The organism is Lelliottia jeotgali, from assembly GCF_977070485.1.
Window position 1 is genome coordinate 15,226 of record NZ_CDRVFO010000008.1, and the last position, 25,653, is coordinate 40,878.

The 25,653-nt window shown below is 62.6% G+C and carries 26 protein-coding genes; 12 read left to right on the top strand and 14 right to left on the bottom strand.

The genetic code is table 11. The features are described from left to right. Nucleotides 1-2 precede the first annotated feature (2 nt). The 8 genes from ACW4TB_RS13540 to ACW4TB_RS13575 form a co-directional block, all read right to left on the bottom strand. Nucleotides 3-1,151 (bottom strand): efflux RND transporter periplasmic adaptor subunit, encoded by a 1,149-nt coding sequence (locus tag ACW4TB_RS13540; protein ID WP_254467192.1) that lies wholly within the window; start codon nucleotides 1,149-1,151, stop codon nucleotides 3-5. Between the two features lie 143 nt (nucleotides 1,152-1,294). Next, entirely contained in the window at nucleotides 1,295-2,392 is a 1,098-nt protein-coding gene (locus ACW4TB_RS13545) for a DUF1513 domain-containing protein (RefSeq protein ID WP_012312897.1), read from the bottom strand. 2 nt (nucleotides 2,393-2,394) lie between these two features. Beyond that, a complete protein-coding gene (locus ACW4TB_RS13550) occupies nucleotides 2,395-3,459 on the bottom strand; it encodes an imelysin family protein (protein WP_012312898.1) in 1,065 nt (354 codons plus the stop codon). 17 nt (nucleotides 3,460-3,476) lie between these two features. Further along, nucleotides 3,477-4,904, bottom strand: coding sequence for a di-heme oxidoreductase family protein (locus tag ACW4TB_RS13555; protein WP_279929458.1), 1,428 nt, complete (start codon nucleotides 4,902-4,904; stop codon nucleotides 3,477-3,479). A gap of 258 nt (nucleotides 4,905-5,162) precedes the next feature. Continuing rightward, nucleotides 5,163-6,500, bottom strand: a complete 1,338-nt coding sequence (locus ACW4TB_RS13560) for an imelysin family protein (RefSeq protein WP_254467194.1) — start codon at nucleotides 6,498-6,500, stop codon at nucleotides 5,163-5,165. A 147-nt stretch (nucleotides 6,501-6,647) separates the two neighbouring features. Further along, nucleotides 6,648-8,699 carry a putative bifunctional diguanylate cyclase/phosphodiesterase gene (locus tag ACW4TB_RS13565; RefSeq protein ID WP_012312901.1) on the bottom strand — a complete coding sequence of 684 codons (2,052 nt, stop codon included), beginning with the start codon at nucleotides 8,697-8,699 and terminating at the stop codon, nucleotides 6,648-6,650. A gap of 272 nt (nucleotides 8,700-8,971) precedes the next feature. Further along, the gene (locus ACW4TB_RS13570) at nucleotides 8,972-9,568 is read right to left on the bottom strand and encodes a superoxide dismutase (RefSeq protein ID WP_012312902.1); all 597 of its coding nucleotides are present in this window, start codon (nucleotides 9,566-9,568) and stop codon (nucleotides 8,972-8,974) included. A gap of 218 nt (nucleotides 9,569-9,786) precedes the next feature. Beyond that, nucleotides 9,787-10,386 (bottom strand): LysE/ArgO family amino acid transporter, encoded by a 600-nt coding sequence (locus tag ACW4TB_RS13575; RefSeq protein WP_012312903.1) that lies wholly within the window; start codon nucleotides 10,384-10,386, stop codon nucleotides 9,787-9,789. Nucleotides 10,387-10,476: 90 nt separating this feature from the next. Here ACW4TB_RS13575 and ACW4TB_RS13580 point away from each other — a divergent pair, with 90 nt between their 5' ends. From ACW4TB_RS13580 to ACW4TB_RS13590, 3 genes are all read left to right on the top strand, one after another. Next, complete coding sequence (locus tag ACW4TB_RS13580) at nucleotides 10,477-11,367, top strand: LysR family transcriptional regulator ArgP (protein WP_012312904.1); 891 nt, start codon at nucleotides 10,477-10,479, stop codon at nucleotides 11,365-11,367. 46 nt (nucleotides 11,368-11,413) lie between these two features. Further along, entirely contained in the window at nucleotides 11,414-12,409 is a 996-nt protein-coding gene (locus ACW4TB_RS13585; RefSeq protein ID WP_012312905.1) for an NAD-dependent epimerase/dehydratase family protein, read from the top strand. Between the two features lie 87 nt (nucleotides 12,410-12,496). Next, the gene (locus ACW4TB_RS13590; RefSeq protein ID WP_012312906.1) at nucleotides 12,497-13,324 is read left to right on the top strand and encodes a hypothetical protein; all 828 of its coding nucleotides are present in this window, start codon (nucleotides 12,497-12,499) and stop codon (nucleotides 13,322-13,324) included. Between the two features lie 132 nt (nucleotides 13,325-13,456). On the opposite strand, the gene ACW4TB_RS13595 is transcribed toward ACW4TB_RS13590, so the two are convergent. Then, a complete protein-coding gene (locus ACW4TB_RS13595; protein ID WP_012312907.1) occupies nucleotides 13,457-14,506 on the bottom strand; it encodes an alkene reductase in 1,050 nt (349 codons plus the stop codon). An 18-nt stretch (nucleotides 14,507-14,524) separates the two neighbouring features. Then, a complete protein-coding gene (locus ACW4TB_RS13600) occupies nucleotides 14,525-14,827 on the bottom strand; it encodes an ArsR/SmtB family transcription factor (protein ID WP_012312908.1) in 303 nt (100 codons plus the stop codon). Between the two features lie 152 nt (nucleotides 14,828-14,979). Here ACW4TB_RS13600 and ACW4TB_RS13605 point away from each other — a divergent pair, with 152 nt between their 5' ends. Further along, a complete protein-coding gene (locus ACW4TB_RS13605; protein ID WP_012312909.1) occupies nucleotides 14,980-15,561 on the top strand; it encodes an acyl carrier protein phosphodiesterase in 582 nt (193 codons plus the stop codon). Nucleotides 15,562-15,582: 21 nt separating this feature from the next. Here ACW4TB_RS13605 and ACW4TB_RS13610 read toward each other — a convergent pair whose 3' ends face one another. Then, a complete protein-coding gene (locus ACW4TB_RS13610; protein ID WP_012312910.1) occupies nucleotides 15,583-16,371 on the bottom strand; it encodes a lysophospholipid acyltransferase family protein in 789 nt (262 codons plus the stop codon). Further along, nucleotides 16,371-17,126, bottom strand: a complete 756-nt coding sequence (gene olsB, locus ACW4TB_RS13615) for an L-ornithine N(alpha)-acyltransferase (protein WP_012312911.1) — start codon at nucleotides 17,124-17,126, stop codon at nucleotides 16,371-16,373. Before olsB ends, ACW4TB_RS13610 begins: the two co-directional genes overlap by 1 nt. 149 nt (nucleotides 17,127-17,275) lie before the next feature. On the opposite strand from olsB, the gene ACW4TB_RS13620 reads away from it, so the two are divergent. From ACW4TB_RS13620 to ACW4TB_RS13645, 6 genes are all read left to right on the top strand, one after another. Next, nucleotides 17,276-18,163: an acyl-CoA dehydrogenase family protein gene (locus ACW4TB_RS13620; protein WP_254467196.1), complete on the top strand. Its 888-nt coding sequence runs from the start codon at nucleotides 17,276-17,278 to the stop codon at nucleotides 18,161-18,163. A 64-nt stretch (nucleotides 18,164-18,227) separates the two neighbouring features. Beyond that, nucleotides 18,228-19,310: a serine hydrolase domain-containing protein gene (locus ACW4TB_RS13625; RefSeq protein WP_254467197.1), complete on the top strand. Its 1,083-nt coding sequence runs from the start codon at nucleotides 18,228-18,230 to the stop codon at nucleotides 19,308-19,310. Beyond that, nucleotides 19,307-19,603: a hypothetical protein gene (locus ACW4TB_RS13630; protein WP_012312914.1), complete on the top strand. Its 297-nt coding sequence runs from the start codon at nucleotides 19,307-19,309 to the stop codon at nucleotides 19,601-19,603. The genes ACW4TB_RS13625 and ACW4TB_RS13630 overlap by 4 nt, the downstream gene beginning before the upstream one ends. Nucleotides 19,604-19,647: 44 nt before the next feature. Next, nucleotides 19,648-20,229 carry a YceI family protein gene (locus tag ACW4TB_RS13635; protein ID WP_012312915.1) on the top strand — a complete coding sequence of 194 codons (582 nt, stop codon included), beginning with the start codon at nucleotides 19,648-19,650 and terminating at the stop codon, nucleotides 20,227-20,229. A gap of 1 nt (nucleotide 20,230) precedes the next feature. Further along, nucleotides 20,231-21,388, top strand: a complete 1,158-nt coding sequence (locus tag ACW4TB_RS13640; protein WP_012312916.1) for a phospholipase D-like domain-containing protein — start codon at nucleotides 20,231-20,233, stop codon at nucleotides 21,386-21,388. Between the two features lie 52 nt (nucleotides 21,389-21,440). After that, nucleotides 21,441-22,019, top strand: coding sequence for a DJ-1/PfpI family protein (locus ACW4TB_RS13645; protein ID WP_012312917.1), 579 nt, complete (start codon nucleotides 21,441-21,443; stop codon nucleotides 22,017-22,019). A 42-nt stretch (nucleotides 22,020-22,061) separates the two neighbouring features. Here the strand turns inward: ACW4TB_RS13645 and ACW4TB_RS13650 are convergent, their stop codons facing one another. Next, a complete protein-coding gene (locus ACW4TB_RS13650; protein WP_012312918.1) occupies nucleotides 22,062-22,460 on the bottom strand; it encodes a nuclear transport factor 2 family protein in 399 nt (132 codons plus the stop codon). A gap of 115 nt (nucleotides 22,461-22,575) precedes the next feature. Between ACW4TB_RS13650 and ACW4TB_RS13655 the strand changes: the two genes are divergently transcribed. Continuing rightward, nucleotides 22,576-23,166, top strand: a complete 591-nt coding sequence (locus ACW4TB_RS13655) for a GNAT family N-acetyltransferase (RefSeq protein ID WP_012312919.1) — start codon at nucleotides 22,576-22,578, stop codon at nucleotides 23,164-23,166. After that, nucleotides 23,163-24,035, top strand: a complete 873-nt coding sequence (locus tag ACW4TB_RS13660) for a carbon-nitrogen hydrolase family protein (protein ID WP_012312920.1) — start codon at nucleotides 23,163-23,165, stop codon at nucleotides 24,033-24,035. The genes ACW4TB_RS13655 and ACW4TB_RS13660 overlap by 4 nt, the downstream gene beginning before the upstream one ends. Nucleotides 24,036-24,064: 29 nt before the next feature. Here ACW4TB_RS13660 and ACW4TB_RS13665 read toward each other — a convergent pair whose 3' ends face one another. Next, nucleotides 24,065-25,588 carry a fumarate hydratase gene (locus ACW4TB_RS13665; RefSeq protein ID WP_012312921.1) on the bottom strand — a complete coding sequence of 508 codons (1,524 nt, stop codon included), beginning with the start codon at nucleotides 25,586-25,588 and terminating at the stop codon, nucleotides 24,065-24,067. Between the last annotated feature and the right edge of the window lie 65 nt (nucleotides 25,589-25,653).

Here is a 25,653-nt window from a genome sequence, read left to right on the forward strand (position 1 = left end):
GGTCAGTCCGCGCGCGGGGCGCCTTGTTCGGGTTCGAGCGCTGCGTCCTGGCCGATGCGGATAACCGCGCCAGGGCTCAGCTTTAATTGGCCGGCGGTGACCACCTGTTCGCCCGCTGCGAGCCCTTTGCTGATCACCACCACACCATCGCGTCGCTCGCCAGTCTGCACGCTGCGCTGTTCGGCGCTGAGCTGCGGCTGGCCACTGTCGTCCCGCTCGGGGTTACCGTCCTTGTCTTTCTTCGGCGTGGCGACATACACGGAATTGCCATACAGCGTGTAGGTGATGGCGCTTTCGGGGACCACCACCTGTGGGCGCGGGTCAGGCAGGAGGACCAGCAGGTTGGCGAACATGCCCGGCAGCAGCTTGCCATCGGGATTGGCCATGGTCGCGCGCACCAGCAGGTTGCGCGTGCTCTCTTCAACCTTGGGGTTGATGGCGCTGAGGCTGGCAGGGAAGGTCTGGCCAGGGTAGGCCGCCACCTGCACCTGTACCTGCTGGCCGAGGCTCAGCTGGGGCAGTGCCTGCTCCGGTACGTTGAAATCGACGTAAAGGCTGGAAAGGTCCTGCAGGGTAGCGATCACCGAGCCGGCCGCCAGGTAATCACCCACATCCACCTGGCGGATGCCGATCGTGCCGCTGAACGGGGCACTGATGCTCTTCTTGGTTTTCGAGGCCTTGAGCTGGTCGACCACTGCCTGGTTGCGCCGGTATTGCGCGGTAAGGCGGTCATATTCACCACGAGAGATGGCCGAATCCCCCACCAGCTGACTGCCGCGGCCGAAGTCCACTTTGGCCAACCCCAGGTCGGCCTGGGCGGTCCCCAGCAGGGCTGTTTCCTGATCGTCATTGAGCTTGAGCAGCAGTTGCCCGGCTTTGACCTTCTGACCCGAGTCGAAGTGCAGGGATTGGACGATGCCTTCCACCTCGAGGCTCAGCTCGACACCCTGCAGGGCCTTGAGGCTGCCGACCGCGGGCAGGCGCTGCTGCCACTGGCGTTGCTCGGCCATGGCCGCCGCCACGGTGATGGGGGGCTTGGGGGCAGTGAACATCTGGATCTGCTGGTAGATCGAGAAGGCCTTGTAGCCCCCCAGGGCCAACACGATCAGCAGAACGACGGCCAACATGATGAGCATGCGGCGGCGCAGCATAAGTCCGGTTCCTTGGATGCGAGGTTGTTATTGGTTTTGACACGACAACGGGCAGTCCTGCCCACGTGCGGATGGGGGAAGTATTGACTGTTTTTCGATTGAGGGGAAATGGATTGCGCCCCCGTAGGAGCGCGCAGTCTTGATCAGACCAGGTGCAGGTGGTTGTCCCAGAAACCGGAAGGCAAATCCATCGGCTGGCCGATCAGTTCCTGCTTGCGAAAATCATAGAAACGGCAACGTCCCTGCCCGGACGTCACGACAAAACCATCCTTCACCGCCCCGACCCCGGCACAGTCCGGCATCGGCGCATCCAGCCTGACTGCGCCACTGTCCAGGTCCCAGACGAACAGGCGGTTGGCCCGCGGCGCCGTCAGTGCCACCAGGCGCAGGTCGCTGTGGATGGCGACGCTGGCAGTGTACTGGGCCATGGCTTGCAACTGGCGCTCTGGCACCGGGAAAGCCTTGAACGGCTCGCCTGGGCGCTTGATTGCCAGCAGCTCGGCAGTTTCATCGGCATCGCCCATGAACTGCTGGCATGCGGCGATGGTGCCATCGCTACCCACTGCCAGGTGGCGCACGCTGTTCATCTGCTGGGCCAGGGTTTCCTTGCTGATCAAGGTGCCGTCGCGACGCATCAACACCAGGCTCGGCTCCATGGCGTTGAGGTTCATCTCGACCCGGCTTTCGGCCTCGGTCCGGATACCGCCATTGGCCACGATCAGGGTCTCGCCATCGGGCAGCCATGCCACTTCATGAGGGCCGACGCCGTGGGTGGGGATCTCGCCGGTATGTACCAGGCGTTCACCTTCGAAGCGGTACACGCCTAGTACGCCACGCCCGGGATCTGTAGTGTCATTCTCGGTGGCGTACAGCCATTCGCCGCCTTTATGAATCACGGCGTGGCCGTAAAAATGCCGGTCAGGCTGCGACGAGACGGTCTGCAACAAGCGCCCGTCGCGCAGGTTGATCAGGTAGCTTTCGGTACCGGGACGGCGGGCGACGAACAGGGCGATCGGCAGTTCTGGATGGTTGATGATGGCATGGCAACGCTGGGCCACCTGGGTGCTGAACACCTGGGTGCCGTCCAGACGGAAGCCGACGGCATAGTGCTTGCCGTCGCCATCGTCACGCGCCGACAGCAGCAAAGGATCGCTGCCTTTGTTGCGCATCAGGCTCCAGCCTCCCAAGGTCAGGGCGCTGAGCAGAACGCTACCGATTTTGAGTGCCTGGCGTCGCAGCATGATCAGTCACCGTCGTTGGCATTGAAGCCCAGCTGGATGTTCAACGCCTTGGCCAGTTCGCCTTCGTGCAGGCGGTGAACGACGTTGAGGCTGTCGTAGATCTGGTTGAGGCGCTGCATGCCATCTTCGTCAGCCAGCAACTCGCCCAGGGTCTTCTGGTTATCGGTCAGCAGTTTCAGCGAGGTAGCGTAGGCGTCGTCGATCTTTTGCGCCAGGGCTTTCTGGTCGCTGCCCAGCAAGCCGCGCAGGCCCTGGTTGTCGACCCCGACCCAGACCGCCTGGGCGGCCTTGAGGCTGGCTTCCAGGCTTCTCAGCGAGGCGTGGCTGCGCCAGGCTTCGGCCTGCAGTGGCTGCGCAATGCCTTTGCTCTGGCGGCCCATCGGTGCGCCGAGCTTCTTCTTGAGGGTATCCAGCGCAGTCACCTGTGCACGTAGCAGGTCGGCGATCGCCTCGTGCGAGTCGGCATAGCGCTGGTTGGGGAACTTGGTCATTTGCGAGAGCATGCCGTCGGTGCTGTTCCAGCCTTTCAGGATCTCTTCAGCCAAGGCCTTCTGGTGCTCACCAATGGCAACCAGCAGCGGGCAGTAGCGGGCTTTCTGTTCGGCGGTGGCGACATCCGGCTTGCTGTCGAACAGGATGTATTCGTAGGCCGACAGGCCGCGGACCACGACGCTGGACTTGCCCAGGGTTTGGGCGTCGATCGGCTTGTCGCCATTGACCAACTGCTCGACCTGGCGACCGACCAGGTTCTTCTTGTCGGGCCAGAACTGCACCTGCCAGGCGCGGTTGCCCTCGGCCAGCGGACCGACCAGCAGCGGCTGCAGCTCGGCCCAGGCTTTTTGCGCGTTGAGGAAATCAGCGCGCGCGGTGTCCAGGCTCTCTTTGCCCTCGCAGTAGGCCAGGGCGCTGGCGGCGAGTTGCCGGTCGGCTTCGACCCAGCGGCTGTAGGTCGGCAGGATCACCTGCTTGGCGATGGCGGCGGACGTCACCGCCTGCGGGTCCTGCGGCGAGCAGGCACCGAGAGCGAGTGCGGCGAGGCTGGTGAACAACAGTTTGGGTCGGAACATGCCCGGCTCCTTGCGCTTTAAAGTGAGTTCAGGAAGGCCAGCAACGCAGCGCGCTGCTCGGCATTGAAGGTCAAAACATGATCGCGCGCTGCCTGCGCTTCGCCGCCGTGCCAGAGCACAGCCTCGAGCAGGTTGCGGGCGCGGCCATCATGCAAGTACTGGGTGTGGCCACTGACCGCTGGACTCAGGCCGATGCCCCACAGCGGTGGGGTTCGCCAGTCCTGGCCGTTGGCGGCAAATTCGGTGCGATCGTCGGCAAGGCCCGGGCCCATGTCGTGCAGCAGTAGGTCGCTGTAGGGGCGGATCACTTGCCCGGCCAGCTCTGGCTCGGTGGCGTCGGCGGCAGTGGTGAACTTCGGGGTGTGGCAACCCTGGCAGCCGGCCTGGTAGAACAGGCTCTTGCCGGCCAGCACTTGCGGGGCGCCGACATCGCGCCGGGCTGGCACGCCCAGGTTGCGGGTGTAAAAAGTGACCAGGCGCAGGATGTTGTCGCTGACTTCCTTTTCGCCCTCGGCGCCGTCGCCATTGGGGGCTGCAAGGCAATCGAGCTGCGCCGGGGTGCAGTCGTCCCGGGGTTGCAGGGTGCTGGTCAAACCCATGTCACCGGCAAAGGCGTGCACGTTCTGCTGTTTGACGTTCGGTTGCCCGGCCTTCCAGCCGAAGCGACCGACCACTGTCTTGCCCTGGGCGTCGTCCCAAACCCGGTTGGCCCGGCCGCGAATACCGTCGCGGTTGCGATCGTCGGGGTCTTCGTTGGCCAGAATCTGAGCTTCGGGAATGGCTTCGAGCAGGCCCAGGCCGATCATGGGCGGTGCCACGCGTGCAGAGAACCGGGTGTCAGGGTGCATCGGCCCATAGCTGAGCTGGGTGATTTGCAGGGTAGGGCGACGCAGTTCGACCTGATGGCCGTCCCTGAAGGTGACGGTCTGATTATCGTAAGTCACGCGCACCTTGCCCTCCGGGGCCACGCCAGGGTTGGCCATGTCCTGTAACTGGGTGCCATAGACAGGCTCCGGAACCACGCCCAGGCGCTCGATTTCTTTTGCCAGATAAGGCTGGTCAGGGATCGACAGCCGCACCAGCATCGACACCGCATTGCTGTCGCCAGGCTCTGGCGGATGGCCGCGGCCATCGCGTACGTGGCAGTTCTGGCAGGCGTTGGTATTGAACAGTGGGCCCAGGCCATCGCGTGCAGTGGTGGTGGACGGAGCGATCACCCAGGGGTTGCGGAAAAAGCTGTTGCCTACGGCAAAGTCTAGGCGGCGCTCGGGCGACAGGTTGGCCGAGGGCAGGGAAAAGGCATTGCGGTCACTGCGCTGGACAGTCGCCTGGCCACCGGACAGCGCTTCGCCAGGCTCTGCCTGAGTGAAACGCGGGGCGTCGTCACAGGCGGCAAGGGCAAGGGCCAGCAGCAGAGGGGAGAGTCGGGACAGCGACAAGGACATGAAAAATCCTGGGCTTGGGCGAAAAACCGGCGTGCAAGCTTAGCAGGCTGAGAATGTTTGAATAAGAGGAATTTGCAATTGCTGGATGAAACTGGTGTCAGTTTCGGCCCTGCCGCAGGCAAGCCAGCTCCCACAGGTACAGCGCAGAACTCAAGAACTGCGCGGTCCCGGTAGGAGCTGGCTCGCCGGCGATGGGCTGCGTAGCAGCCCTACTAACGCTAACTGACTGGCGTTAGCCTTTTGCCTGCCAATGCCGAATCAGAACTCGTGATCGGCAGTGTCCGGGTTCAGGTTGGCAATGCCCAGCTTGCCCGCAGCCTGCTCGATCGCGCCGGTCTGCTTGACCAGGGAGGCAATGGCATCACGCACGACCTGGTTGCCGGCCGCGTTGTCGGCAGCGATCAGTTGGTCGTAGTGCTCGCCTTTGAGCGCGTGGTCGACAATTACCTGAAGCTTCGCCTCGGTCGCTTCCAGGTCGGCCTTGAGGGTAGCGTCGGCAGCCGGGTCGGCCTTGGCCACCAGCGACGACAGGCTCGGGCCGGTCAGCTTGGTACCGTCGGCGCGGGTGTACTCGCCCAGGTAGACATTGCGGATGCCTTTGGCGTCGTAGAAGTGCGAGTAGTGGGTGTTGTCGCTGAAACAGTCCTGCTCGTCTTCCGGCGAGTTGGCTTCCAGCGAGACCTTCATGCGCTCGCCAGCCAGTTCGCCCAGCGACAGGCTGCCCATACCGAACAGCATCTTGCGCAGGCCGTCGGTGGCGGGCTCGGCTTCCAGCGTGGCGCGGTAGTTGTCGGCTACGTTCGGGGCCCAGTTGCCGACCATTTCTTCAAGGTCTTTGACCAGCAGCTCGGTGACCGACTTCAGGTAGGCGCGGCGACGCTCGTTGTGGCCGCCGGTGGCGCCTTTACCCTCGAGGTAGTCGGAAGCAGGACGGTTGCCTGCGCCCGGGCCGGTACCGTTGAGGTCCTGGCCCCAGAGCAGGAATTCGATGGCGTGGTAGCCAGTGGCGACGTTGGCTTCGGAGCCGCCCAGTTCATTCAGGCTGGCCAGCTTCTCAGGGGTGATGTCCTTGACGTCGACCTTCTCCTCACCGACCTGGATCTCGGTGTTGGCGATGATGTTGGAGCTTGCAGCCGGGTTGCCCAGAGCATGTTCGTAACTCTTGTCGACGTAGTCGATCAGGCCTTCGTCAAGCGGCCAGGCGTTCACCTGGCCTTCCCAGTCGTCGATGATGGTGTTGCCGAAGCGGAAGGCTTCGCTCTGCAGGTACGGTACGCGTGCTGCAGCCCAGGCTTCTTTGGCAGCTTTGAGGGTGTCGTCGTTGGGCTTGGCGAGGAATGCATCGATGGCGCTTTGCAGGGACTTGGCGGTGTTCAGCGAGTCGCTGTAAACGGCGTAGACCATCTCGGTGTAATGCTTGACCACGGCCTTGCCGGCCGCTTCGTCGACAGCAGCCGGTGCTGCGGCCGCGGTGCTCGCAGCAGCAGGTGCCGCAGCTTGCGGTGCGGCGGCCTTGTCGTCCTTGCTTTCACCGCAACCGGCGAGAGCGATGGCGATGGCCAGCAGACTGGCGGAGGCCAGAGGCATACGAATCATTATTGGTTTCCCTGCGTCGTGTGGTTGGACAGTGCGCCGTGGCACGTAAAACTACAACATCATGCGAAAGATTTGCATTTGCTGTAAAGGGGTGGGGGCGCAATTATGTAATTGCCGGCAACGGCCTGGAACCAGCAGGGGCAGGGGTTATAACGCAGAAACCTGATTGCGCTGGGCCTGACGCAGGAAACTGGTCAGCTCGCGTGCCGACAGTGGCTTGCTGTAGTGATAGCCCTGACCTTCGTGGCAGCCTTGGGCGATGATGTAGGCTTCCTGCTCGGACGTCTCTACGCCCTCGGCGATCACCTGCATGCCCAGGCTCTTGCCCAACTGGATAATTGCCCGAACGATGGTGGCATCGTCATCGTCATCCAACAGGTCCTGGACGAAGCTCTTGTCGATCTTGATCTTGTCCAGTGGCAACGACTTGAGGTAACTGAGCGACGAGTAACCGGTGCCAAAGTCGTCAATGGCGATCATCGCCCCGGAGCGGCGCAGGCTGAGCAGATGCTGGGCGGCGGTGCTGATATCTTCCATCAGGCCGGTTTCGGTCACCTCCAGTTCCAGGCTGCGCGGTGGCAGACGGTAAGCCTGCAGCAGATTGTTGACCACACGCGGAAGCTCGTTGTGATGCAGTTGCACGGTGGACAGGTTGACTGCCATGCGCAGTTCGCTGAAGCCAAGATCGTGCCATTCGCGCAGTTGCCTGCAGGCCTGGTCGAGTACCCACTCGCCGATGGGGATGATGTTGCCGTTCTGTTCGGCCAGCGGGATGAACTGGTCCGGCGGGACCATGCCAAGTTCAGGATGCTGCCAGCGCAGCAAGGCTTCGACGCCGACCACGCGGTGATCGCGGTAGCTGATCTGCGGCTGGTAGACAAGGAATAGCTGGTTGCGCGACAGCGCCTCGCGCAGGTCCTTTTCCAGTTCACGGCGCCGACGCATCTCGCTGTCGACGCTGGCGATGTAGAACTGATAGCGGTTGCGCGAGCGGGCCTTGGCCAAGGTCATGGTCTGCTCAGCCTTTTGCAGCAGCTTCTCGGTGCTGTCGCCGTCTTCGGGGAATAGTGTGATGCCGATGGTGGCGCGCAGGCGAATCTGCTGGTGATCCAGGTCGAACGGCGCCTCCAGGTCATCGAGGATGCTCTGCGCCAGTTCTGCGGCCTCGTAGGGCTGTTCGATATTGGCCTGCACCAGGGCGAACTGGTCGCCTCCCAGGCGCGCTAGCGCCCCCAGGCGGCCACTGTGGGCGCGCAGGCGGTCAGCCAGGGCGAGCAGCAATTGGTCGCCGACCTGATAGCTGAACTGCTCGTTTATGCCTTTGAAGTCATCCAGGCCCACGCACAGTACGGCGACGCGATGCTGCAGGCGGCAGCCGTCTGTAAGGATCTTGTCGAGCTGTGCCTGTAGCTGCTGGCGGTTCGGCAGGCCGGTCAGGAAGTCGTATTGGGCCATGCGTTGCAGGCTGTTTTCGGCTTCGTGGCGCAGATGGGTATTGCGCTCGATCGAGGCCAGCAACTGGTTGGCTGTATTGACCCAGATGCCCAGTTCGTTTTTTTCATGGCCTTTGAGTAGCGGGATCTGGTGCTGGCTGGGGCGGTCAGGGTTGATCTGGGTGAGGTGCTCGATGATTTTCGACAGCGGTTTGGTCAGCAGCCAGTGGTAGACCAGGTACAGCACCAGGCCCATGGCCAAGGCGCGCAGCACGCCGGAAATGAAGATGATGATGGCGTTGAGCAGGAATCCTTCACCGTAGGCGGCAGTGTCCAGGGTGATGCTCAGGTCACCGTAGTACTCGCTGTAGGGGCCGCGGCCGACCAGTTGAGTGGTGTAGGTGCGTTCCTGGCCAAGGAGCAGGTCGGTTAGCCAGCGTACGGGAGAGTCCTGCAGCGGGCGGGACTTCTCGGCGAGCATGGTTTCATTGGGGTGGCCGATGGAAGCCTGGCGAACAGACTCGTCCTGGAACAGGCCTTCCATGACCTGCATGCCCATTTCCCGGTCAAGGCTGTAGACCGCCTGGGTCGAGGGGTCGCGGAACATATCGAGGATGCGCTGGGCGTCGCTGTCGACAGTCTGGCGGGTCTTGTAGGTGTCATAAACGATCTGCGCGCAGCTAAGAACGACACCGACCGCCAGCGCCGAAAGGAGCACGACCCTGAGCAACTTGACCGATAAGCTGTTCCGCAATTCCAGCTTCAATGGGGGGTTCCTTAATCCATGCGCATGACATCATTTTGCCATTAACCTTGGCGATACACTATCGGCCGATGGGGCTGCCCTGAGCAATGTATCGGTTGCCTGACCCTGCAACTTGAGTGCGCTGTAGCGAACTTTCAGACGTTTGATGTTAGCGCGCTATGCGGGGGGAGCAAGAGCCGCCGGGAAAACTGTTCATTGGGAGTCTGTGATGTCGTCACTGGCCATAAAAAAACCCGGCGCATGGCCGGGTTTCTTGTTCAAGGCGCCAGCAATCAGGCCTTGAAGGTCTTGCCTTCGAACTGCTCGGCAACGAAGGCCCAGTTGACCAGGTTCCAGAATGCTTCGACGTACTTCGGACGCAGGTTGCGGTAGTCGATGTAGTAAGCATGTTCCCAGACGTCGCAGGTCAGCAGCGGGGTGTCGCCGCTGGTCAGCGGGCAGCCGGCACCGATGGTGCTGGCCAGGGCCAGGGAGCCGTCGGCTTTCTTGACCAGCCAGCCCCAGCCGGAACCGAAGGTGCCAACCGAAGTCTTGGTGAACTCTTCCTTGAACTTGTCGAAGGAACCGAACGCGGCGTTGATGGCTTCAGCCAGTGCACCGGTAGGCTGGCCACCGCCGTTTGGCGACAGGCAGTTCCAGTAGAAGGTGTGGTTCCAGACTTGAGCGGCGTTGTTGAAGATGCCGCCCGAAGAGCTCTTGACGATCTCTTCCAGGGTCTTGCCTTCGAATTCGGTGCCTGGGACCAGGTTGTTCAGGTTCACGACGTAGGTGTTGTGGTGCTTGTCGTGGTGATACTCCAGGGTTTCCTTGGAGATGTGCGGCTGCAGGGCATCGTGGGCGTACGGCAGCGGCGGCAATTCAAAAGCCATGGTGGATCTCCTGATTCAGGTCTAGTTCGCGGTTTGCGCAAGGCCGATCACGGGCGGCCCTATGTGCGTCAGCGAGTTTGTACTCTTTGCGACGCAAGGGCTGGATCATAGCACCAGCCCCGACGCATAACCACGCAACAAAGATAGGGAATAGAGGTTCCAGAGCGGTTGCCTGCCGCCGACGGGTGGCGCTCCGATGCAAGCTTCAAGCTTGCAGCTCAAGTAAAGATCAACTGCGCCGCCACGGCGAACATCATCACTGCCACCATCAGGTCGAGCATCCGCCAAGTGGCCGGGCGGGCCAGCCAGGGCGCCAGCCATGCAGCACCGATCGCCAAAGTCGAGAACCATAGCAGCGAAGCGCTGGCGGCCCCTGCCACATAGGCGCCCGGCACTGTCTGCTGGGCGCCTAGGGAGCCGATCAGCAACACAGTGTCCAGGTAGACATGCGGGTTCAGGAGGGTAACGGCCAGTGCACTGAGCAGCACCGCACGCCGCGAGCGCATGCCTTGGCCTTGCTGATGCTGCAGGCTCTGTTTGGAGCATGCACTGCGCAGCGCCTTGGCGCCATACCAGAGCAGAAACACCGCGCCACCCCAGCGAGCAATCGCCAGCAGCGTCGGATTATGCGCCAGCACCGTGGCCAGGCCGAACACCCCGGCGGCTACCAGCAATGCGTCGCAGACGATGCACAGTGCTGCCACCGGGAGGTGGTGTTCACGACGCAGGCTCTGCGCCAGGACGAAGGCGTTCTGTGCGCCAATGGCCATGATCAGGCCGAAGGCCACCAGCATGCCGTTCAGATAGCTTTGCCACATGGCAGATACTCCAGAGAAGATGCTGGCTATTGTGGGGAGCGACCCTGTATAAGAAAAACAAATAATGCTGATCCGTCATTAGGAAAATCGATGTTCGACTATAAGCTGCTGGCCGCGCTCGCTGCAGTGATCGAGCAAGGTGGTTTCGAACGTGCAGCGCAGGTGCTGGGGCTGTCGCAATCGGCTATTTCACAGCGCATCAAGCTGCTCGAAGCGCGGGTCGGCCAGCCGGTGCTGGTGCGCGCCGCGCCACCGAACCCGACCGAGGTAGGGCGCCAGTTGCTCAACCATGTGCAGCAGGTGCGGCTGCTCGAACGTGACCTGCAGCGCCAGGTACCGGCACTGGATGAGGAAGGCATGCCAGAGCGTCTGCGCATTGCGCTCAACGCTGATAGCCTCGCGACCTGGTGGGCAGGCGCGGTGGGTTCGTTCTGCGCCGAGCAGCAGGTACTCACGGACCTTGTGGTGGAAGACCAGGAAGTCGGCCTGAAGCGCATGCGTGCCGGGGAGGTGGCGGCCTGCCTGTGCGGCAGTGAGCGGCCGGTGGCCGGCGCCCGCAGCATGCCGCTGGGCGCCATGCGCTACCGGGCGCTGGCCAGCCCTGCATTCATGGCACGTTATTTCCCACTGGGCTTCGAGGCCCGGCGCTTGGCCCGCACGCCGGCTATCGTCTACGGCCCGGACGATTTTCTGCAGCACCGATACCTTGCTTCTCTAGGGATCGAGGATGGCTTCCTGCACCACCTTTGCCCGTCGTCCGAAGGCTTCCTGCGCATGACCGAAGCCGGCCTGGGCTGGGGCCTGGTGCCTGAGTTGCAGGCCCGTGAGCAGTTGAGTGGTGGGCGACTGGTGGAAATTTGTGCCGATACCCCCATCGACGTGCCGCTGTACTGGCATCATTGGCGCAACGGCGGGCAACTGCTCGCGCAACTGACCGAACACCTGCGGCACACGGCACAGCGTTGGCTGGTGCCCTTGTAGTGACGGCCGGCGTCTGTTGCATCTGAAATCTGAGGCGGAGTGTTACATGCGAATTCTGGTCACTGGCGCGAGCGGCTTCATCGGCGGGCGCTTTGCGCGCTTTGCCCTGGAGCAAGGCCTGGATGTGCGGGTCAGCGGCCGACGCGCCGAGGGCGTCGAGCACCTGGTCAAGCGCGGTGCGCAGTTCATCCCCGGCGACCTCGGTGACGCCGAACTGGCCCGGCGCCTGTGCCAGGGCGTGGAGGCGGTGGTGCATTGCGCGGGGGCGGTGGGCACCTGGGGGCGCTATCAGGATTTTTACCAGGGCAATGTGGTGGTCACCGAGAACGTGGTCGAGGGCTGCCTGAAGGAGCATGTTCGTCGCCTGGTGCACCTTTCGTCGCCCTCGATCTACTTCAATGGCCGTTCGCGCCTGGATATCCGCGAAGACCAGGTGCCGCGCCGCTTTCACCATCATTACGCGCAGACCAAACACCTTGCTGAACAAAAGGTCTTCGGCGCCCAGGAGTTCGGGCTTGAAGTTCTGGCGCTGCGCCCGCGCTTTGTAACAGGAGCCGGTGATGCCAGTATTTTCCCGCGGCTGATGCAGATGCAGCGCAAGGGCCGTGTGGCGATCATCGGCAACGGCCTGAACAAAGTCGATTTCACCAGCGTGCACAATCTCAATGAGGCACTGCTTGGCGCGCTGTTCGCCGATGATCGCGCGTTAGGGCAGGCTTACAACATCAGTAATGGCCAACCGTTGCCATTGTGGGATGTGGTCAATTACGTAATGCGCCAGATGCAGTTGCCGCAGGTAACCCGTTATCGCGCCTACGGCCTGGCCTACAGCATGGCGGCGCTGAACGAGGCCGCTTGCATGCTCTGGCCCGGGCGACCCCAGCCCACCCTCACGCGCTTGGGGATGCAAGTGATGAACCGCGATTTCACCCTGGATATCAGCCGCGCCCGGCAGTATCTGGACTATCAGCCCAAGGTCAGCCTGTGGACGGCGCTGGATGAATTTTGCGCGTGGTGGAAGCACCAGCCCATTGGCCAGTGAACCAGGCGCCAGGATGATGGTCATCAGTGCGCCGCTTGAGCGGTTTATACTCATGCCTCTTTGCTACTACCGCGGTTGAAACTATCCATGCGTAACGATGCCCACGACGATTTTGATGATGTGCCAACCCTGCGTGCCGGCACTCCGGATGATGACGAACTGTTGCCGGCGCGTGTGTCGCGCAACCGCCAGAAGGCCGTCAGGCCCGCCAGTACGGGCCCTCTGTGGGCATTGCTGGGTGCTGCGTTCATAGCGCTGGCCGGGCTCGGCTGGTGGAGCTTTCAGCAAATCTCGCTGATGGAGCAGCAACTGGTGGCCACTCAGGAAAGCTTTGCGCGCATCAGCGAGGAAGCAGCGGGACGCTTGCAGGCGATCAGTGGCAAGGTCGCTGCCACTGAGAGCTCTACCAGCACCGGCAGCGAGGCGCTCAAGCTGCAGATCCGCCAACTGCAGGCCAGCCTGGCCGAGCAGAGCAAGCAGCAGCAGGGAGTAGCCGGGCAGGCGGGTGATCTGGGCAAACGTCTGGAGCAGGTGCTGGCCGATACCCGCGAGCAGCAAAAGGCGGTAACTGAACTGCAAACCCAGTTACAGGCGCAGTTGAAGGCGGTGAATGCGGAGCTGGCGGCGTTGAAGTCGGGCCAGGTGGATGGCGGCAAGCTTGATGGGCAGCTCAAGAGCCTTAGTGAGGAGGTGGCCGCTCTGAAGAAGCAGGGCAACCCGAAAGCGGCGATCGAGAGCCTGGAGCAGGACGTGCTGGTGTTGAAGAGCCAGGTAGACAATCGCCCGGCTACGGCGGCAGCAAGTGGCGCTTCGGTGCAGGAGTTCGATGCGTTTCGTGGGCAGACCACGCGTAATTTCAATACTCTGCAGAGCCAGATTCAGAATTTGCAGCAGCAGATCAATGCTCGGCCTTGAGGCCTTAGGGCCTTTGGGGAGGGCTTCGCCCTCCTTTCGCGACACAAGGCCGCTCCTACACGAAATTGAGCGGTCGACTGTCGGGGCGGCCTTGTGTCGCGAAGGGCCGCAAAGCGGCCCCGGCGATCTTACTTACAACCGCGGGTAATCGATGTACCCCACCGGCCCTTTTGCATAGAAGGTTTCCGGGTGCGCCTGGTTCAGCGGCGCATCGGCCGCCAGCCGTGCCGGCAGGTCCGGGTTGGCAATGAACGGCACACCGAACGCCACCGCATCCGCCTTGCCACTGGCCAGCGCGGCATTGGCACTGGCCTTGTCGAACCGCTCGTTGACGATGTAAGGGCCACCAAACGCTGCTTTGATCAGCGGGCCGATACTGTCATCGGCTTCCTTCTCCCGAGAGCAGATGAAGGCGATACCCCGCTTGCCCAGTTCCCGCGCTACATAGGAGAAGGTCTCGGCGCGGTCGGCATCACCCATGTCATGGGAGTCTGCGCGCGGCGCAAGGTGAACGCCGACACGGCCTGCGCCCCACACGCCGATGGCTGCGTCTGTCACTTCCAGCAGCAGGCGGGCACGGTTTTCCAGTGAACCACCGTAGCGGTCGGTGCGCTTGTTGGTGCTGCTCTGCAGGAACTGGTCGAGCAGATAGCCGTTGGCACCGTGGATTTCCACGCCATCGAAACCGGCAGCCTTGGCGTTCTCTGCGCCACTGCGGTAAGCCTCGACGATGTCGGCGATCTCTTCGCTTTCCAAGGCCCGTGGAGTCGGGTATTCGGTGATCGGGCGCACCAGGCTGACATGGCCCTTGGGCTGGATGGCGCTGGGAGCCACCGGCAGTTCACCGTTCAAATAGCTGGGGTGGGAAATGCGGCCGACATGCCAGAGTTGCAAGAATATACGACCGCCCGCGCCATGCACGGCCTTGGTCACGTTGTTCCAGCCGCGTACCTGCTGGTCGTTCCAGATGCCTGGCGTATCAGGGTAGCCCACGCCCATGGGAGTGACCGAGGTCGCTTCACTGAGGATCAGCCCGGCGCTGGCGCGCTGCACGTAGTACTCGGCCATCAGCGCGTTGGGCACCCGGCCTTCGTCGGCGCGGCAGCGGGTCAGCGGCGCCATGATGATGCGGTTGGGCAGTTGCACATCGCCCAGTGTGATCGGATCGAAAAGCGTGGTCATAACGGGTTACCTGCCTTGTCAAAGCGCTTGGCGCAGTTGTTCGAGGAACGCCTGGATGGTGGCTTCGTTGCGTTTGAAAAAATGCCACTGGCCGACCTTCTGGCTGCTGATCAGGCCTGCGCGCTGCAACGTCGCCAGGTGGGCAGAAACGGTCGACTGCGACAGGCCGCAGCGTTGATCGATCTGCCCGGCACAGACACCGTGTTCGGTGCTGTGGTGCTGGGCGGGAAAGTGCGCTGCCGGGTCTTTGAGCCAGTTGAGGATTTCTCGCCGGACCGGGTGGGCCAGGGCTTTTATTATGTCGTCGAGATCGAGAGGCATGGTGTGGGGCTCGTGGTGTAGCGGTATATCGCGATATGGCGAAATATAAATCGGTATTTCGCGATATAGAAATATGAAGTGGTTCTGAGCTGAGCGCGAATCGTTATATCGCGTTATAACGATATACGTATGAGCAGTGCTAAACTGCGCCCATGAACTACCTCGCACACCTGCACCTGGGCGGCCCGGCGCCGCAACAACTGCTTGGCAGCCTGTATGGCGATTTTGTCAAAGGCTCGCTGGAGGGGCGCTTTGCGCCGACGCTGGAGGCCGCCATTCGGCTGCATCGGCACATCGACAGCTATACCGATCAGCACCCGTTGGTGTTGGCGGCGCTGGCGCGGTTCCCCCGGGAGCGGCGCCGCTATGCCGGGATCATTGTGGATGTGTTCTTCGACCATTGCCTGGCGCAGCACTGGGGCGACTATGCCGAACAGTCGCTGGAGCAGTTTACCGGTGCGTTCTATCGCGTGTTGCTGGCCGAGCCCGAGTTGCCAGGGCGGCTGGCACGCATTGCGCCCTTGATGGCCGCAGATGACTGGCTGGGGGCGTATGGCAATTTTTCCACCCTGGAGCAGGTCTTCAACGGCATTGGGCGACGCTTGTCCCGACCTGAGGGCATGATGGGAGTGATGGCGGAGCTTGAGCACTTGTACGAGCCGTTGCTGGCTGATTTCCGTGAGTTCTATCCGCAGTTGCAGACGTTTGCCGCGGCACAGAGGTCTGGCAGATAGCGGTGTGCTGCCAATCAAGCATCAAGCAGCCCGGGCCTGCCGGCGCGCCGCTACCTCGACTTCGCCAACCCCGAACAACGCCATGTGGATAGCCTGCTGCGCCTGAAATGCCAACGCTGCGCGTTCTTTTTCCACGCTGCTGATCGGCTGCAACAGGTGGATGCACACCTCAGCCCGCGGCTCGGCGAATAGCCGCATCAGGTGTGACACGAGGTCATCATCACCAATGAACGGCGCAACCAGGTCAGCCTCGCCGTTGCGCAGGTACTCAATGGCAACAGGCTGCACCGCCACACCTTGATCGATGGCGCCTGCCAGCAAACGCCCATGGAAGGTCCGCAACTGGCGCCCGTCGGTAGTGGTGCCCTCGGGGAAGATCAACAGCGGCCTGGCGTCGCCCAGTTGTGCGCTGATCTGTTCACGCAAGCGCTGGCTGTCGCCGCCGCCGCGACGGATGAACAATGTGCCGGCTTTCTCTGCCAGCCAGCCAGCCACGGGCCAGTGGCGGACTTCGGCCTTGGACAGAAACGACAGCGGCAGCAGCATGCCGAGCAGCGGGATATCGGTCCAGGACACGTGGTTGCTGACCCACAACATCGGCCGTTTGGGCAGTTCACCGATTACCCGCACGTCGAAGGGCAGGGCAGCGACCAGGCGTTTCATGAACAGGCAGGTCCAGCGCTGGCGACGCTCGCTGGAGGCCTTCATGCCCATGCGTTCACCGATGGCGATCACGCTGGCCATGAGCATGCCGAAGAGCAGCACCAGCAACAGCCTTGCGAGGCGGGCGAACACCCGCAGTTTACGCATCAGACCGCTGCCTTGAAGTGGCGGGCGTAACGTGGGCAGAGGTCATCACGCTTGAGCAGGATGAACACGTCGGCAACCTGGAAGTCCTCATCCCAACAGGGTTCACCGCAGATCTTCGCACCCAGGCGCATGTAGGCCTTCAGCAGCGGCGGCATTTCGGCGATGACATTGTTCGGGAGGGCCAGAGTGGGCAGCGGGTTCTTCGGCTCCGCACGCAGGTGTTCGTTGCACAGGTAGCGCTCACGCAGGCGTTGCATGATGGCATGAGCCTGGACCCCGCCATCCTGCATGGGGATGCTCGCGCAGCCCATCAGGTAGCTGTAGCGGCCCTCGTTGAGTACTTCGGCCAGCTCGCCCCAGAGCACGGCGATGGTGCCGCCGTTGCGGTAGTCGGGGTCGACGCAGGTGCGGCCCAGTTCGAGGATTGGGCCCTGCAGTTGCAGCAGGCCATGCAGGCTGAATTCTTCTTCGCTGTAGAAGCGCCCCAGGCTGCTGGCGGCCTCATGATCGAGTAGACGGGTGGTGGCGACCAGTTCGCCGGTGCTCAGGTCGCGTACACCGATGTGCTGGCAATGTACGTCGTAGTCATCCATGTCCAGGCCCAGTTCAGCGCCCTTGAGCCTGGCCTTGAATTCTGCGCTGAACACTTTGTAGCGCAGGGCCTGTGCTTCCTGCAGGGCCGCGGCGCCGACCAGGCGTTCGGCTTGCAGACGGCGTTCAGTGCTGTTGTCGCCAGAGCGAGCTGTCCGAGTCATTGCGAGTCTCCCTAAGCCAGCCATGAAGGGTTGCGGCCGGTCGGCTTTGTTGTGCAAAGTCAGCCTAGGTAGCCGCGGTGTCACCCCTGTGAACCTTTGGTGATGCTTGCGTGACACGCCCTGAAAAGCGCTTATGAGAGGAGCGTCCGATGGCCTGGTTGCAACGACTCAACGATCCTTTTCGCCAGCCTCTGGCCGGTACTTTGGGTGAGACATATGCCGCGCAGCTCGAGCGCCTCGGTGGGTGCGCCCCGTTCGAGCTGGCGGTGCTGGCTGGGCGCGCCATGGCCACACCCGGCCTGGCGTTTCTCATTGGCTACCAGGCCGCCTTGCGCATGCTGTGGCCTAGCGCCCCTGCCAGTCTCGGCGCGTTATGCGCCACCGAGCGGCGTAGCGTGCGCCCTGCGGACATGCAGACGCGCCTGGAGGGTTTGCGCCTGACCGGCAGCAAGGACTTCGTGACCGCCGGGCTTGACGCCGAATGGCTGCTGGTGGCGGCGCGCAGCGAAGGGCAGGGTGAAGCACCGCGCCTGAGCCTGGGGGTGGTTTATCCGGGTGAGCCAGGGGTGACTCTGGAGGCGTTGCCGACCCTGCCATTGATGCCTGAGGTCGGCCACGGGCGCCTGCAGCTGCGCCAGGCTGCCTGCGAGTTGTTGGCCGGTGATGGTTGGGATGCGTACGTTAAACCGTTTCGCTCACTGGAAGATTTGTACGTGCTGGCGGCGATGGTTGCCTGGTTGTATGGCGTAGCGCAGGAATGCACCTGGCAACAGGAACTGCGGTTGCGCCTGATTGCCTTGTTGGCCGGCTGCGCCGAGGCCAGCCGCCAGTGCGCCGACAGTGCCGGCTGCCATTTGTTGCTGGGGGGCTTGTTTGCGCAGTTTCAGGCACTGAAGGGGGCCATCGACAAAGCGCTGTCGGCCGGACCGGCGCAATGGGCGCAGCTATGGCAGCGGGATCAAGGGGTGATGGCGCTGGCGACGGCTGCTCGGGAAAAGCGCTTGGCCAAGGCTTGGGAGGCTGCCGGATTGTCATGAACGCCTGCCAGGATCGCCTGATCCGTTGAAAACCCGGGTCGCCTTGCGACCCCAAGAGGCGTTTATGTTGAAGACAGGGTTGATGATCCTGGCGGTGGCCGTCGGTTCGGCCAGGGCTGAGGATTGGCCCCTACCGGATTGGCAGGCCGACATCACGGCCATCGACTGGCAGGCTGTCGACAGCTATGCCTTCCCTGAACGCAACGCCACCAAGCGCAGCGGCATTCGCAGCGACGCCCTGCTGATCATTCGCGACGGCCGTATCCTGCACGAACGGTATGCCGCGCCTACCACCGCGAAAACCGCCCACCTGACTTGGTCGGTGAGCAAAAGCGTGCTGGCGACAGTGCTGGGCGTGGCCCAAGGTGAGGGCCGTTTTCAGCTGCAGGACCCTGCGGCCCGCTTTTACCCACCCATGCAAGCACACCCCGACGTGCGTCTGGCCGATCTGTTGCATTGGGCCAGTGGCCTGGCCTGGCAGGAGGACTACGAATACGCACCGCTGAAATCCTCGGTGGTGGCCATGCTCTATACCCGCGGGCGCCATGACATGGCGGCTTATACTGCTGCAAGGCCCGTTGCCGAAAAGCCCGGGCAGCGATTCATTTATTCGAGTGGCGACAGCAATGTCCTGGCCGCCGCATTGCGCGGCATGCTCAAGGGCAGTTCTTACCCTGACTACCCCTGGCAGGCGCTGTTCACCCCGCTGGGCATTCACAGCGCCGTTTGGGAGCGCGATGGCAGTGGCACCTTCGTTGGCTCCTCCTACCTCTACCTCAGTGCCCGCGACCTGGCGCGCATCGGCCTGTTGATGCAGCGTGAAGGGCGCTGGGGTGCCCGTCAGTTGCTGCCGGCAAGCTGGGTTGCCTTCAATCGTACCCTGTTCAGGCAGGCCACACCGCTGCCCGGCGAAGCCAACCCGGGTGGCCACTGGTGGCTCAACCAGCCACTGCCGGGCAGTACTTTGCCTTGGCCTGACGCGCCGGCAGACACCTATGCCGCCCTCGGCCACTGGGGCCAGGCCCTTTACATACTGCCGACCCGCAAGCTGGTCATCGTCCGCTACGCCGATGACCGTGATGGCAGTTACAGCCATAACGAACTGCTAAAGCGTGTGCTGACAGCGCTGGCCAAGGAGGGTGCATGAAGCGCCTGCTGGGGCTGGTGATGGTTGCCTTACTGGGCTGGGCCTGGCTGGAACGCCAGGCATTGGCGGATTTCCCGGGTATTCTTTCGGCTTATTCGGCCAAGGAGTATTGCTCCTGCCGTTTTGTCATGGGCTTGGACCGCGCCTATTGTCGGGGTTATGTAGCGCAGTGGTTGCCGTTGAGCATGCTGGAGGAGGATAGCCAGCAGCGTCTGGTCAGTGCTGCAGGGCTGGGCCAGCGCAATCAGGCGGCATGGCAGGGCGCGCAGGTTGGCTGCCGCTTGCTGCCATGAAGACGGCCGGGTAAGGTTGGCGGTCTGGTTTCACGAGATCTCTCATGTTCAAGCTGCCCCGTCTTTTACCCGTCCTATTGCTGGCTCTGTGCCTGCCCGCCCACGCCAATTGGCACCTCGATGGTGAATCCTCACGCCTTTCATTCGTCACCGGCAAGAACGGCGATACGGCCGAGGTCCATCGTTTTCTGGTGCTGCATGGCACCGTCGACCGCAAAGGCGCAGCCGGGCTGCGTATCGAGATGGATTCGGTGAGCAGTGGTATCCCGCTACGGGACGAGCGCATGCGTGAGGACCTGTTCGAGGTCGGTCGCTTTGCCGAAGCGACGGTCAAGGCCCAGCTCGACCTGCGGCCGATAAACGACCTGGCCGACGGCGCGCAGATCGAATTGCGCCTGCCGCTGACCGTTACGTTGCATGGCCAGTCGCACAGCTACAACGCCTTGTTGCTGGCAACCCGCCTCGATGCGCGGCGCTTCCAGGTGGTGACCCTTGAGCCGTTGATACTGCACGCCCACGATTTCGGCCTGCTGCCCGGCTTGGAAACCTTGCGCAAGTTCGCCAAGCTCAAATCCATCAACCCGACGGTACCGGTCAATGCGGTGCTGATTTTCAACGCCCGCTGACATGCCGGGGCCGGTCTTTCCCTGGCGCGATGGCAACCAGTTCGAACTGCTGATCGACGGCCCCGCATTCTTTCCACGCATGCTCCAGGCGATCGTGGGTGCTCAAGCCCAGGTCGATCTTGAGTTGTACCTGGTCGAGGCCGGTGCCTGCGCCGAGGCTGTGGTCGAGGCACTGGAGCAGGCGGCCCGGCGCGGTGTACGCGTGCGGTGCCTGTTCGATGACTACGGCTCGCTCGCTTTCAATTCGGTTTTGCGCCAACGCCTGCTGGATGCCGGTGTGTACCTGCGCTGGTACAACCGCCTGCGCTGGCGCCGCGGCCTGCGTAATCTGTATCGCGACCATCGCAAGCTGCTGCTGGTTGACGAACGCTTGGCGGTGGTAGGTGGTACCGGTGTCACCGATGAGTTCTGGACGCCGGGTGAAGCGACCAGCGAGTGGCATGAGGTGATGGTGCAGATGCAAGGCCCGGTGGTCAGCGATTGGCAGCTGCTGTTCAACCGCCAGTGGCAGGCCAACAACCGCCGTACTGCCTGGCGCCCCGCTGAAGGCTTCGGCCTGCCGCGCCTGCCCAAGGTGCCGGTGCAAGGCCAGGGCATGGGCCGCGTGGCCTATGCCGACGCCCGCCAGCACCGTGACATCTTGCATTCGCTGGTGCGCGCGCTCAACAGCGGTAAACAGCGGGTCTGGCTGGCCACACCTTACTTTCTGCCAACCTGGAGCGTGCGCCGTTCGCTGCGCCGGGCGGCAGGCAAGGGTGTCGATGTACGCCTGCTGCTCACCGGTCCGCGAACCGATCATCCGTCTGTGCGTTACGCTGGCCATCGCTACTACCCTCGATTGTTGCGCGCCGGCGTACGGATCTACGAATACCAACCCTGCTTCCTGCATCTGAAGATGGCGCTGGTGGATGATTGGGTCAGCGTCGGCTCCTGCAACTTCGATCACTGGAACCTGCGCTTCAACCTAGAGGCCAATGTCGAGGCATTAGACCCGCCGCTGACCGCGGCCGTGATCGCCAGCTTCGAGCGCGATTTCGCCCTCAGTGAAGAAGTCGATCTTGACCACTGGCACGCACGGCCACTGTGGCGTCGTTTGAAGCAGCGGATGTGGGGCTGGATGGACCGCCTGGTGGTCAACCTGCTCGACCGTCGTGACTGAAGCAGACTATCGTGCAGTGGTTGTTCCCCAAACTACCGAAGGAGTGGATGCGATGACCGCGAAAAAGATTCTCATGCTGGTGGGCGACTACGTCGAGGACTACGAGGCGATGGTGCCTTTCCAGGCCTTGAGCATGGTGGGCCACACGGTGCATGCGGTGTGCCCGGAGAAAATCGCGGGCCAGACGGTGCGCACGGCGATCCACGATTTTGAAGGCGAGCAGACCTACAGCGAGAAGCCTGGACACAACTTTGCCCTGAACCATGATTTCGTCCAGGTCCGTGCCGAAAGCTACGACGCCTTGCTGATCCCTGGTGGCCGAGCTCCGGAGTACTTGCGCCTGGATGAGCGTGTGCTGGCGCTGGTCAAAGCTTTCGACCAGGCCGGCAAGCCGATTGCGGCGGTTTGCCATGGTGCGCAGTTGCTGGCGGCGGCTGGCGTGCTGGAAGGGCGTGAGTGCAGTGCGTATCCGGCGTGTGCGCCGGAGGTACGTCTGGCAGGGGGGAAGTTCATCGACATCGCCGTGGACCAGGCTCACGTGGATGGCAACCTGGTGACAGCTCCAGCGTGGCCGGCACACCCGGCATGGCTTGCGGCCTTCCTCAAGGTACTGGGGACGCGTATCAGCTGAGCTGGCCTCGTCGCCGGCTTGCCGGCGCTAGGGCCAGTGGGTTCAACCCACCTGCTCAACCCAGTCATTGAGGTTGTAGTAGTTGCTTACCCGGGCAATTTTCCCGCAGTGAATGTAGAAGAAGGCGCCTGCCGGTAGCACGTAGGTCTGCCCGTTGGCCGCTGGCAACCCCTCATCATCGGCCAGGTACTCGCCATGTACGGTGAACTCGGCCGCCGCCCGGCTGCCGTCGGTATTCTGCATCACCACAATATCGGCCAGGCGCTCGCGGTAGCAGCGGTTCATCTTGTGCATGAACGCGGCAAACCTGGCCTTGCCCATTTGCCGCTCGCCCTGGTTGATGTCGTGAATCACGTCTTCGCTGAGCAATGAAAGGAAGGCAGGCATGTCCCCGGCATTGAAGGCTGCGTAGTAAGCATTTACCAGTTCGGTAGCGGTCATGGAACAGTTCCTGTCGTGTAGGGAAAAGGTGGAGCATTGGTTCGGATGATAGGGTTTCCCCTCAAGCCCGGCTTAGCCGAGCGCGTCATCCACATCGACAAAACGACCGCCAAGCATGGAAATACGCCTGTTGCACGGCGCCGCTATCGCGCCTTACATCGATGACCTCGCTCGCCTGCGCCTGACCGTTTTCCGCGAGTTCCCCTATCTCTATGACGGCACGCTGGAGTATGAATCCGAGTACCTGGCAGCCTATGCTCGCTCGGGCCGCAGCCTGGTAGTGCTGGCCTTGGACAAGGGCCAGGTGGTTGGCGCCTCGACCGGCGTGCCGCTGGTGGATGTTGCCTCCCAGTTCCAGCAGCCGTTCCTGGCGCAGGGGCGCGACCCCGCCAGTGTGTACTACTTTGGCGAATCGCTGGTACTGCCCGAATACCGTGGCCAAGGCCTGGGTGTACGCTTCTTCATTGAGCGCGAGTCCTATGCGCACAAGCTGGCCGAATTCGATTATTGCGCGTTCTGCACCGTCGAGCGCCCTGGCGTGCATCCCAGGCGGCCTGCCAACTACAAGCCATTGCACGGGTTTTGGCGAAACCGGGGCTTCCTGCATGACCCGTCCCTGCGCACTCATTACGCCTGGCGCGACCTGGACGAGCCGGAAAGCAGCAACAAGATCATGTCGTTCTGGCTCAAGGAACTGCCGATATGATCCGTGTGGCGGCCTGCCAGTACGCCATCGAGTTGCATGAAACCTGGGATGCTTATGCCGGGCACCTGCAACGCGTATGCGCCGAGGCGGCGGAGGCGGGCGCTCAACTGTTGTTGTTGCCCGAATACGCCGGCCTGGTGCTCAGTGGCCAGTTGCCTGCCGACCAGCGCGGCGACCTCAAAGCCTCCATTGCCGGTGTCCAGCCGTTGATCGAGCCCTGGTTGGAGCTGTGCGAAGATATCGCCCGGCGCTTGGGTGTCTACCTGCAGCCGGGTAGCCTACCGGTACTGGACAATGATGGGCACTACCGCAACCGAGCCTGGCTATTCGGCCCTGAGGGTGTGCTGGGGCATCAGGACAAACTCATGATGACCCGTTTCGAGCGTGAACAATGGGGCATTACCGCGGGCCAGGGGCTGAGGGTGTTCGATACGGGCCTCGGTCGCCTGGGCATCCTGATCTGCTATGACAATGAGTTCCCGATGCTGGCGCGGCACTTGGCCGAAGCGGGTGCCGACCTGATTCTGGCACCCAGTTGTACCGATACCGAGGCCGGCTACCACCGCGTGCGCATCGGAATTCAGGCGCGTGCGCTGGAAAACCAGATTGCGGTGTTACAGAGCCCGACCGTGGGGTTGGCACAGTGGTCACCGGCGCTGGATGAGAACATTGGGCGTGCGGGATTGTTCGTGCCGCCGGATCATGGCATGCCGGGCAATGGGGTGGTTTGTGAAAGTGAAACGTTGAGCCTTGCGGGCAGCCAGTGGCTGGTATGCGATGTGGATCTGGGAGCGGTCCGGCGGGTGAGGGAGCAGGGGCAGGTATTTACCAGGCGCGATTGGCCTGAGCAGTTCGAGCGGATTGCGTGAATGGGGCCGCAAAGCGGCCCCAATACCGATTACTTGACTTCTACCGCCAGGCTTTCGGCGATCTTGCTCTGCCACAGCGCAGGGCCGGTGATGTGCACCGACTCACCGTTGCTGTCCACCGCGACGGTGACTGGCATGTCTTTGACTTCGAACTCGTAGATCGCTTCCATGCCCAGTTCGGCGAAGGCCAGAACCTTGGACTTGCGGATCGCCTGGGCCACCAGGTAGGCAGCGCCACCGACGGCCATCAGGTACACGGCCTTGTTGTCCTTGATCGCTTCAATGGCGGTCGGGCCACGTTCGGACTTGCCGATCATGCCCAGCAGGCCGGTTTGTTCAAGGATCTGGCGGGTGAACTTGTCCATCCGGGTGGCGGTGGTCGGGCCAGCCGGGCCTACCACTTCGTCACCGACCGGGTCGACCGGGCCGACGTAGTAGATGAAGCGGCCTTTCAGGTCAACCGGCAGTGTTTCACCACGGTTGAGCATCTCGACCATGCGCTTGTGCGCGGCATCGCGGCCGGTGAGCATCTTGCCGTTGAGCAGGATGGTCTCGCCCGGCTTCCAGCTGGCCACTTCTTCCGGGGTGATGTCGTCGAGGTTGACGCGGCGGGCACTCGGGCCGGCTTCCCAGACGATTTCCGGGTAGGCGTCCAGCGACGGGGCTTCCAGCTCGGCCGGGCCGGAACCGTCGAGCACGAAGTGCGCGTGACGGGTGGCGGCGCAGTTGGGGATCATGCACACCGGCAGGGATGCGGCGTGGGTCGGGTAGTCCATGATCTTGACGTCGAGCACGGTGGTCAGGCCACCAAGACCCTGGGCGCCGATACCCAGCTGGTTGACCTTCTCGAACAGCTCCAGGCGGATCTCTTCGAGGCGGTTCTGCGGGCCACGGGCTTTGAGTTCATGGATGTCGATGGACTCCATCAACACTTCCTTGGCCATGACCGCGGCTTTTTCGGCGGTACCGCCGATGCCGATGCCGAGCATGCCAGGCGGGCACCAGCCGGCACCCATGGTCGGGACGGTCTTCAGGACCCAGTCGACGATCGAGTCGGACGGGTTGAGCATGGCCATCTTCGACTTGTTTTCCGAGCCGCCGCCTTTGGCTGCCACATCGACTTCGACCTTGTCGCCTGGGACGATCGAGTAGTGGATGACGGCTGGAGTGTTGTCCTTGGTGTTCTTGCGGGCACCGGCCGGGTCGGCCAGGATCGAGGCACGCAGAACGTTTTCAGGCAGGTTGTAGGCGCGACGCACACCTTCGTTGATCATGTCGTCGACGCTCAGGGTGGCGCCGTCCCAGCGCACGTCCATGCCGACGCGCACGAATACGGTGACGATACCGGTATCCTGGCAGATCGGGCGGTGGCCGGTGGCGCACATGCGCGAGTTGATCAGGATCTGGGCGATGGAGTCGCGCGCGGCAGGCGACTCTTCACGCAGGTAGGCCTCGTGCATCGCCTGGATGAAATCGACGGGGTGGTAGTACGAAATGAATTGCAGGGCGTCGGCGACGCTCTGAATCAGGTCGTCTTGCTTGATCACGGTCATGCAGCGCGCTCCTCTTAAAGACGGGAACATTCGTAAAGGCCTTCCGACACTGCACACCTGCGTGT

Bases quoted from the DNA above. Each gene is read 5' to 3' on its own strand.
- ACW4TB_RS13540 (WP_254467192.1), bottom strand. From the start codon at position 1,151: ATGCTGCGCCGCCGCATGCTCATCATGTTGGCCGTCGTTCTGCTGATC.
- ACW4TB_RS13545 (WP_012312897.1), bottom strand. From the start codon at position 2,392: ATGCTGCGACGCCAGGCACTCAAAATCGGTAGCGTTCTGCTCAGCGCC.
- ACW4TB_RS13550 (WP_012312898.1), bottom strand. From the start codon at position 3,459: ATGTTCCGACCCAAACTGTTGTTCACCAGCCTCGCCGCACTCGCTCTC.
- ACW4TB_RS13555 (WP_279929458.1), bottom strand. From the start codon at position 4,904: ATGTCCTTGTCGCTGTCCCGACTCTCCCCTCTGCTGCTGGCCCTTGCC.
- ACW4TB_RS13560 (WP_254467194.1), bottom strand. From the start codon at position 6,500: ATGATTCGTATGCCTCTGGCCTCCGCCAGTCTGCTGGCCATCGCCATC.
- ACW4TB_RS13570 (WP_012312902.1), bottom strand. From the start codon at position 9,568: ATGGCTTTTGAATTGCCGCCGCTGCCGTACGCCCACGATGCCCTGCAG.
- ACW4TB_RS13575 (WP_012312903.1), bottom strand. From the start codon at position 10,386: ATGTGGCAAAGCTATCTGAACGGCATGCTGGTGGCCTTCGGCCTGATC.
- ACW4TB_RS13580 (WP_012312904.1), top strand. From the start codon at position 10,477: ATGTTCGACTATAAGCTGCTGGCCGCGCTCGCTGCAGTGATCGAGCAA.
- ACW4TB_RS13585 (WP_012312905.1), top strand. From the start codon at position 11,414: ATGCGAATTCTGGTCACTGGCGCGAGCGGCTTCATCGGCGGGCGCTTT.
- ACW4TB_RS13590 (WP_012312906.1), top strand. From the start codon at position 12,497: ATGCGTAACGATGCCCACGACGATTTTGATGATGTGCCAACCCTGCGT.
- ACW4TB_RS13595 (WP_012312907.1), bottom strand. From the start codon at position 14,506: ATGACCACGCTTTTCGATCCGATCACACTGGGCGATGTGCAACTGCCC.
- ACW4TB_RS13600 (WP_012312908.1), bottom strand. From the start codon at position 14,827: ATGCCTCTCGATCTCGACGACATAATAAAAGCCCTGGCCCACCCGGTC.
- ACW4TB_RS13605 (WP_012312909.1), top strand. From the start codon at position 14,980: ATGAACTACCTCGCACACCTGCACCTGGGCGGCCCGGCGCCGCAACAA.
- ACW4TB_RS13610 (WP_012312910.1), bottom strand. From the start codon at position 16,371: ATGCGTAAACTGCGGGTGTTCGCCCGCCTCGCAAGGCTGTTGCTGGTG.
- olsB (WP_012312911.1), bottom strand. From the start codon at position 17,126: ATGACTCGGACAGCTCGCTCTGGCGACAACAGCACTGAACGCCGTCTG.
- ACW4TB_RS13620 (WP_254467196.1), top strand. From the start codon at position 17,276: ATGGCCTGGTTGCAACGACTCAACGATCCTTTTCGCCAGCCTCTGGCC.
- ACW4TB_RS13625 (WP_254467197.1), top strand. From the start codon at position 18,228: ATGTTGAAGACAGGGTTGATGATCCTGGCGGTGGCCGTCGGTTCGGCC.
- ACW4TB_RS13630 (WP_012312914.1), top strand. From the start codon at position 19,307: ATGAAGCGCCTGCTGGGGCTGGTGATGGTTGCCTTACTGGGCTGGGCC.
- ACW4TB_RS13635 (WP_012312915.1), top strand. From the start codon at position 19,648: ATGTTCAAGCTGCCCCGTCTTTTACCCGTCCTATTGCTGGCTCTGTGC.
- ACW4TB_RS13640 (WP_012312916.1), top strand. From the start codon at position 20,231: ATGCCGGGGCCGGTCTTTCCCTGGCGCGATGGCAACCAGTTCGAACTG.
- ACW4TB_RS13645 (WP_012312917.1), top strand. From the start codon at position 21,441: ATGACCGCGAAAAAGATTCTCATGCTGGTGGGCGACTACGTCGAGGAC.
- ACW4TB_RS13650 (WP_012312918.1), bottom strand. From the start codon at position 22,460: ATGACCGCTACCGAACTGGTAAATGCTTACTACGCAGCCTTCAATGCC.
- ACW4TB_RS13655 (WP_012312919.1), top strand. From the start codon at position 22,576: ATGGAAATACGCCTGTTGCACGGCGCCGCTATCGCGCCTTACATCGAT.
- ACW4TB_RS13660 (WP_012312920.1), top strand. From the start codon at position 23,163: ATGATCCGTGTGGCGGCCTGCCAGTACGCCATCGAGTTGCATGAAACC.
- ACW4TB_RS13665 (WP_012312921.1), bottom strand. From the start codon at position 25,588: ATGACCGTGATCAAGCAAGACGACCTGATTCAGAGCGTCGCCGACGCC.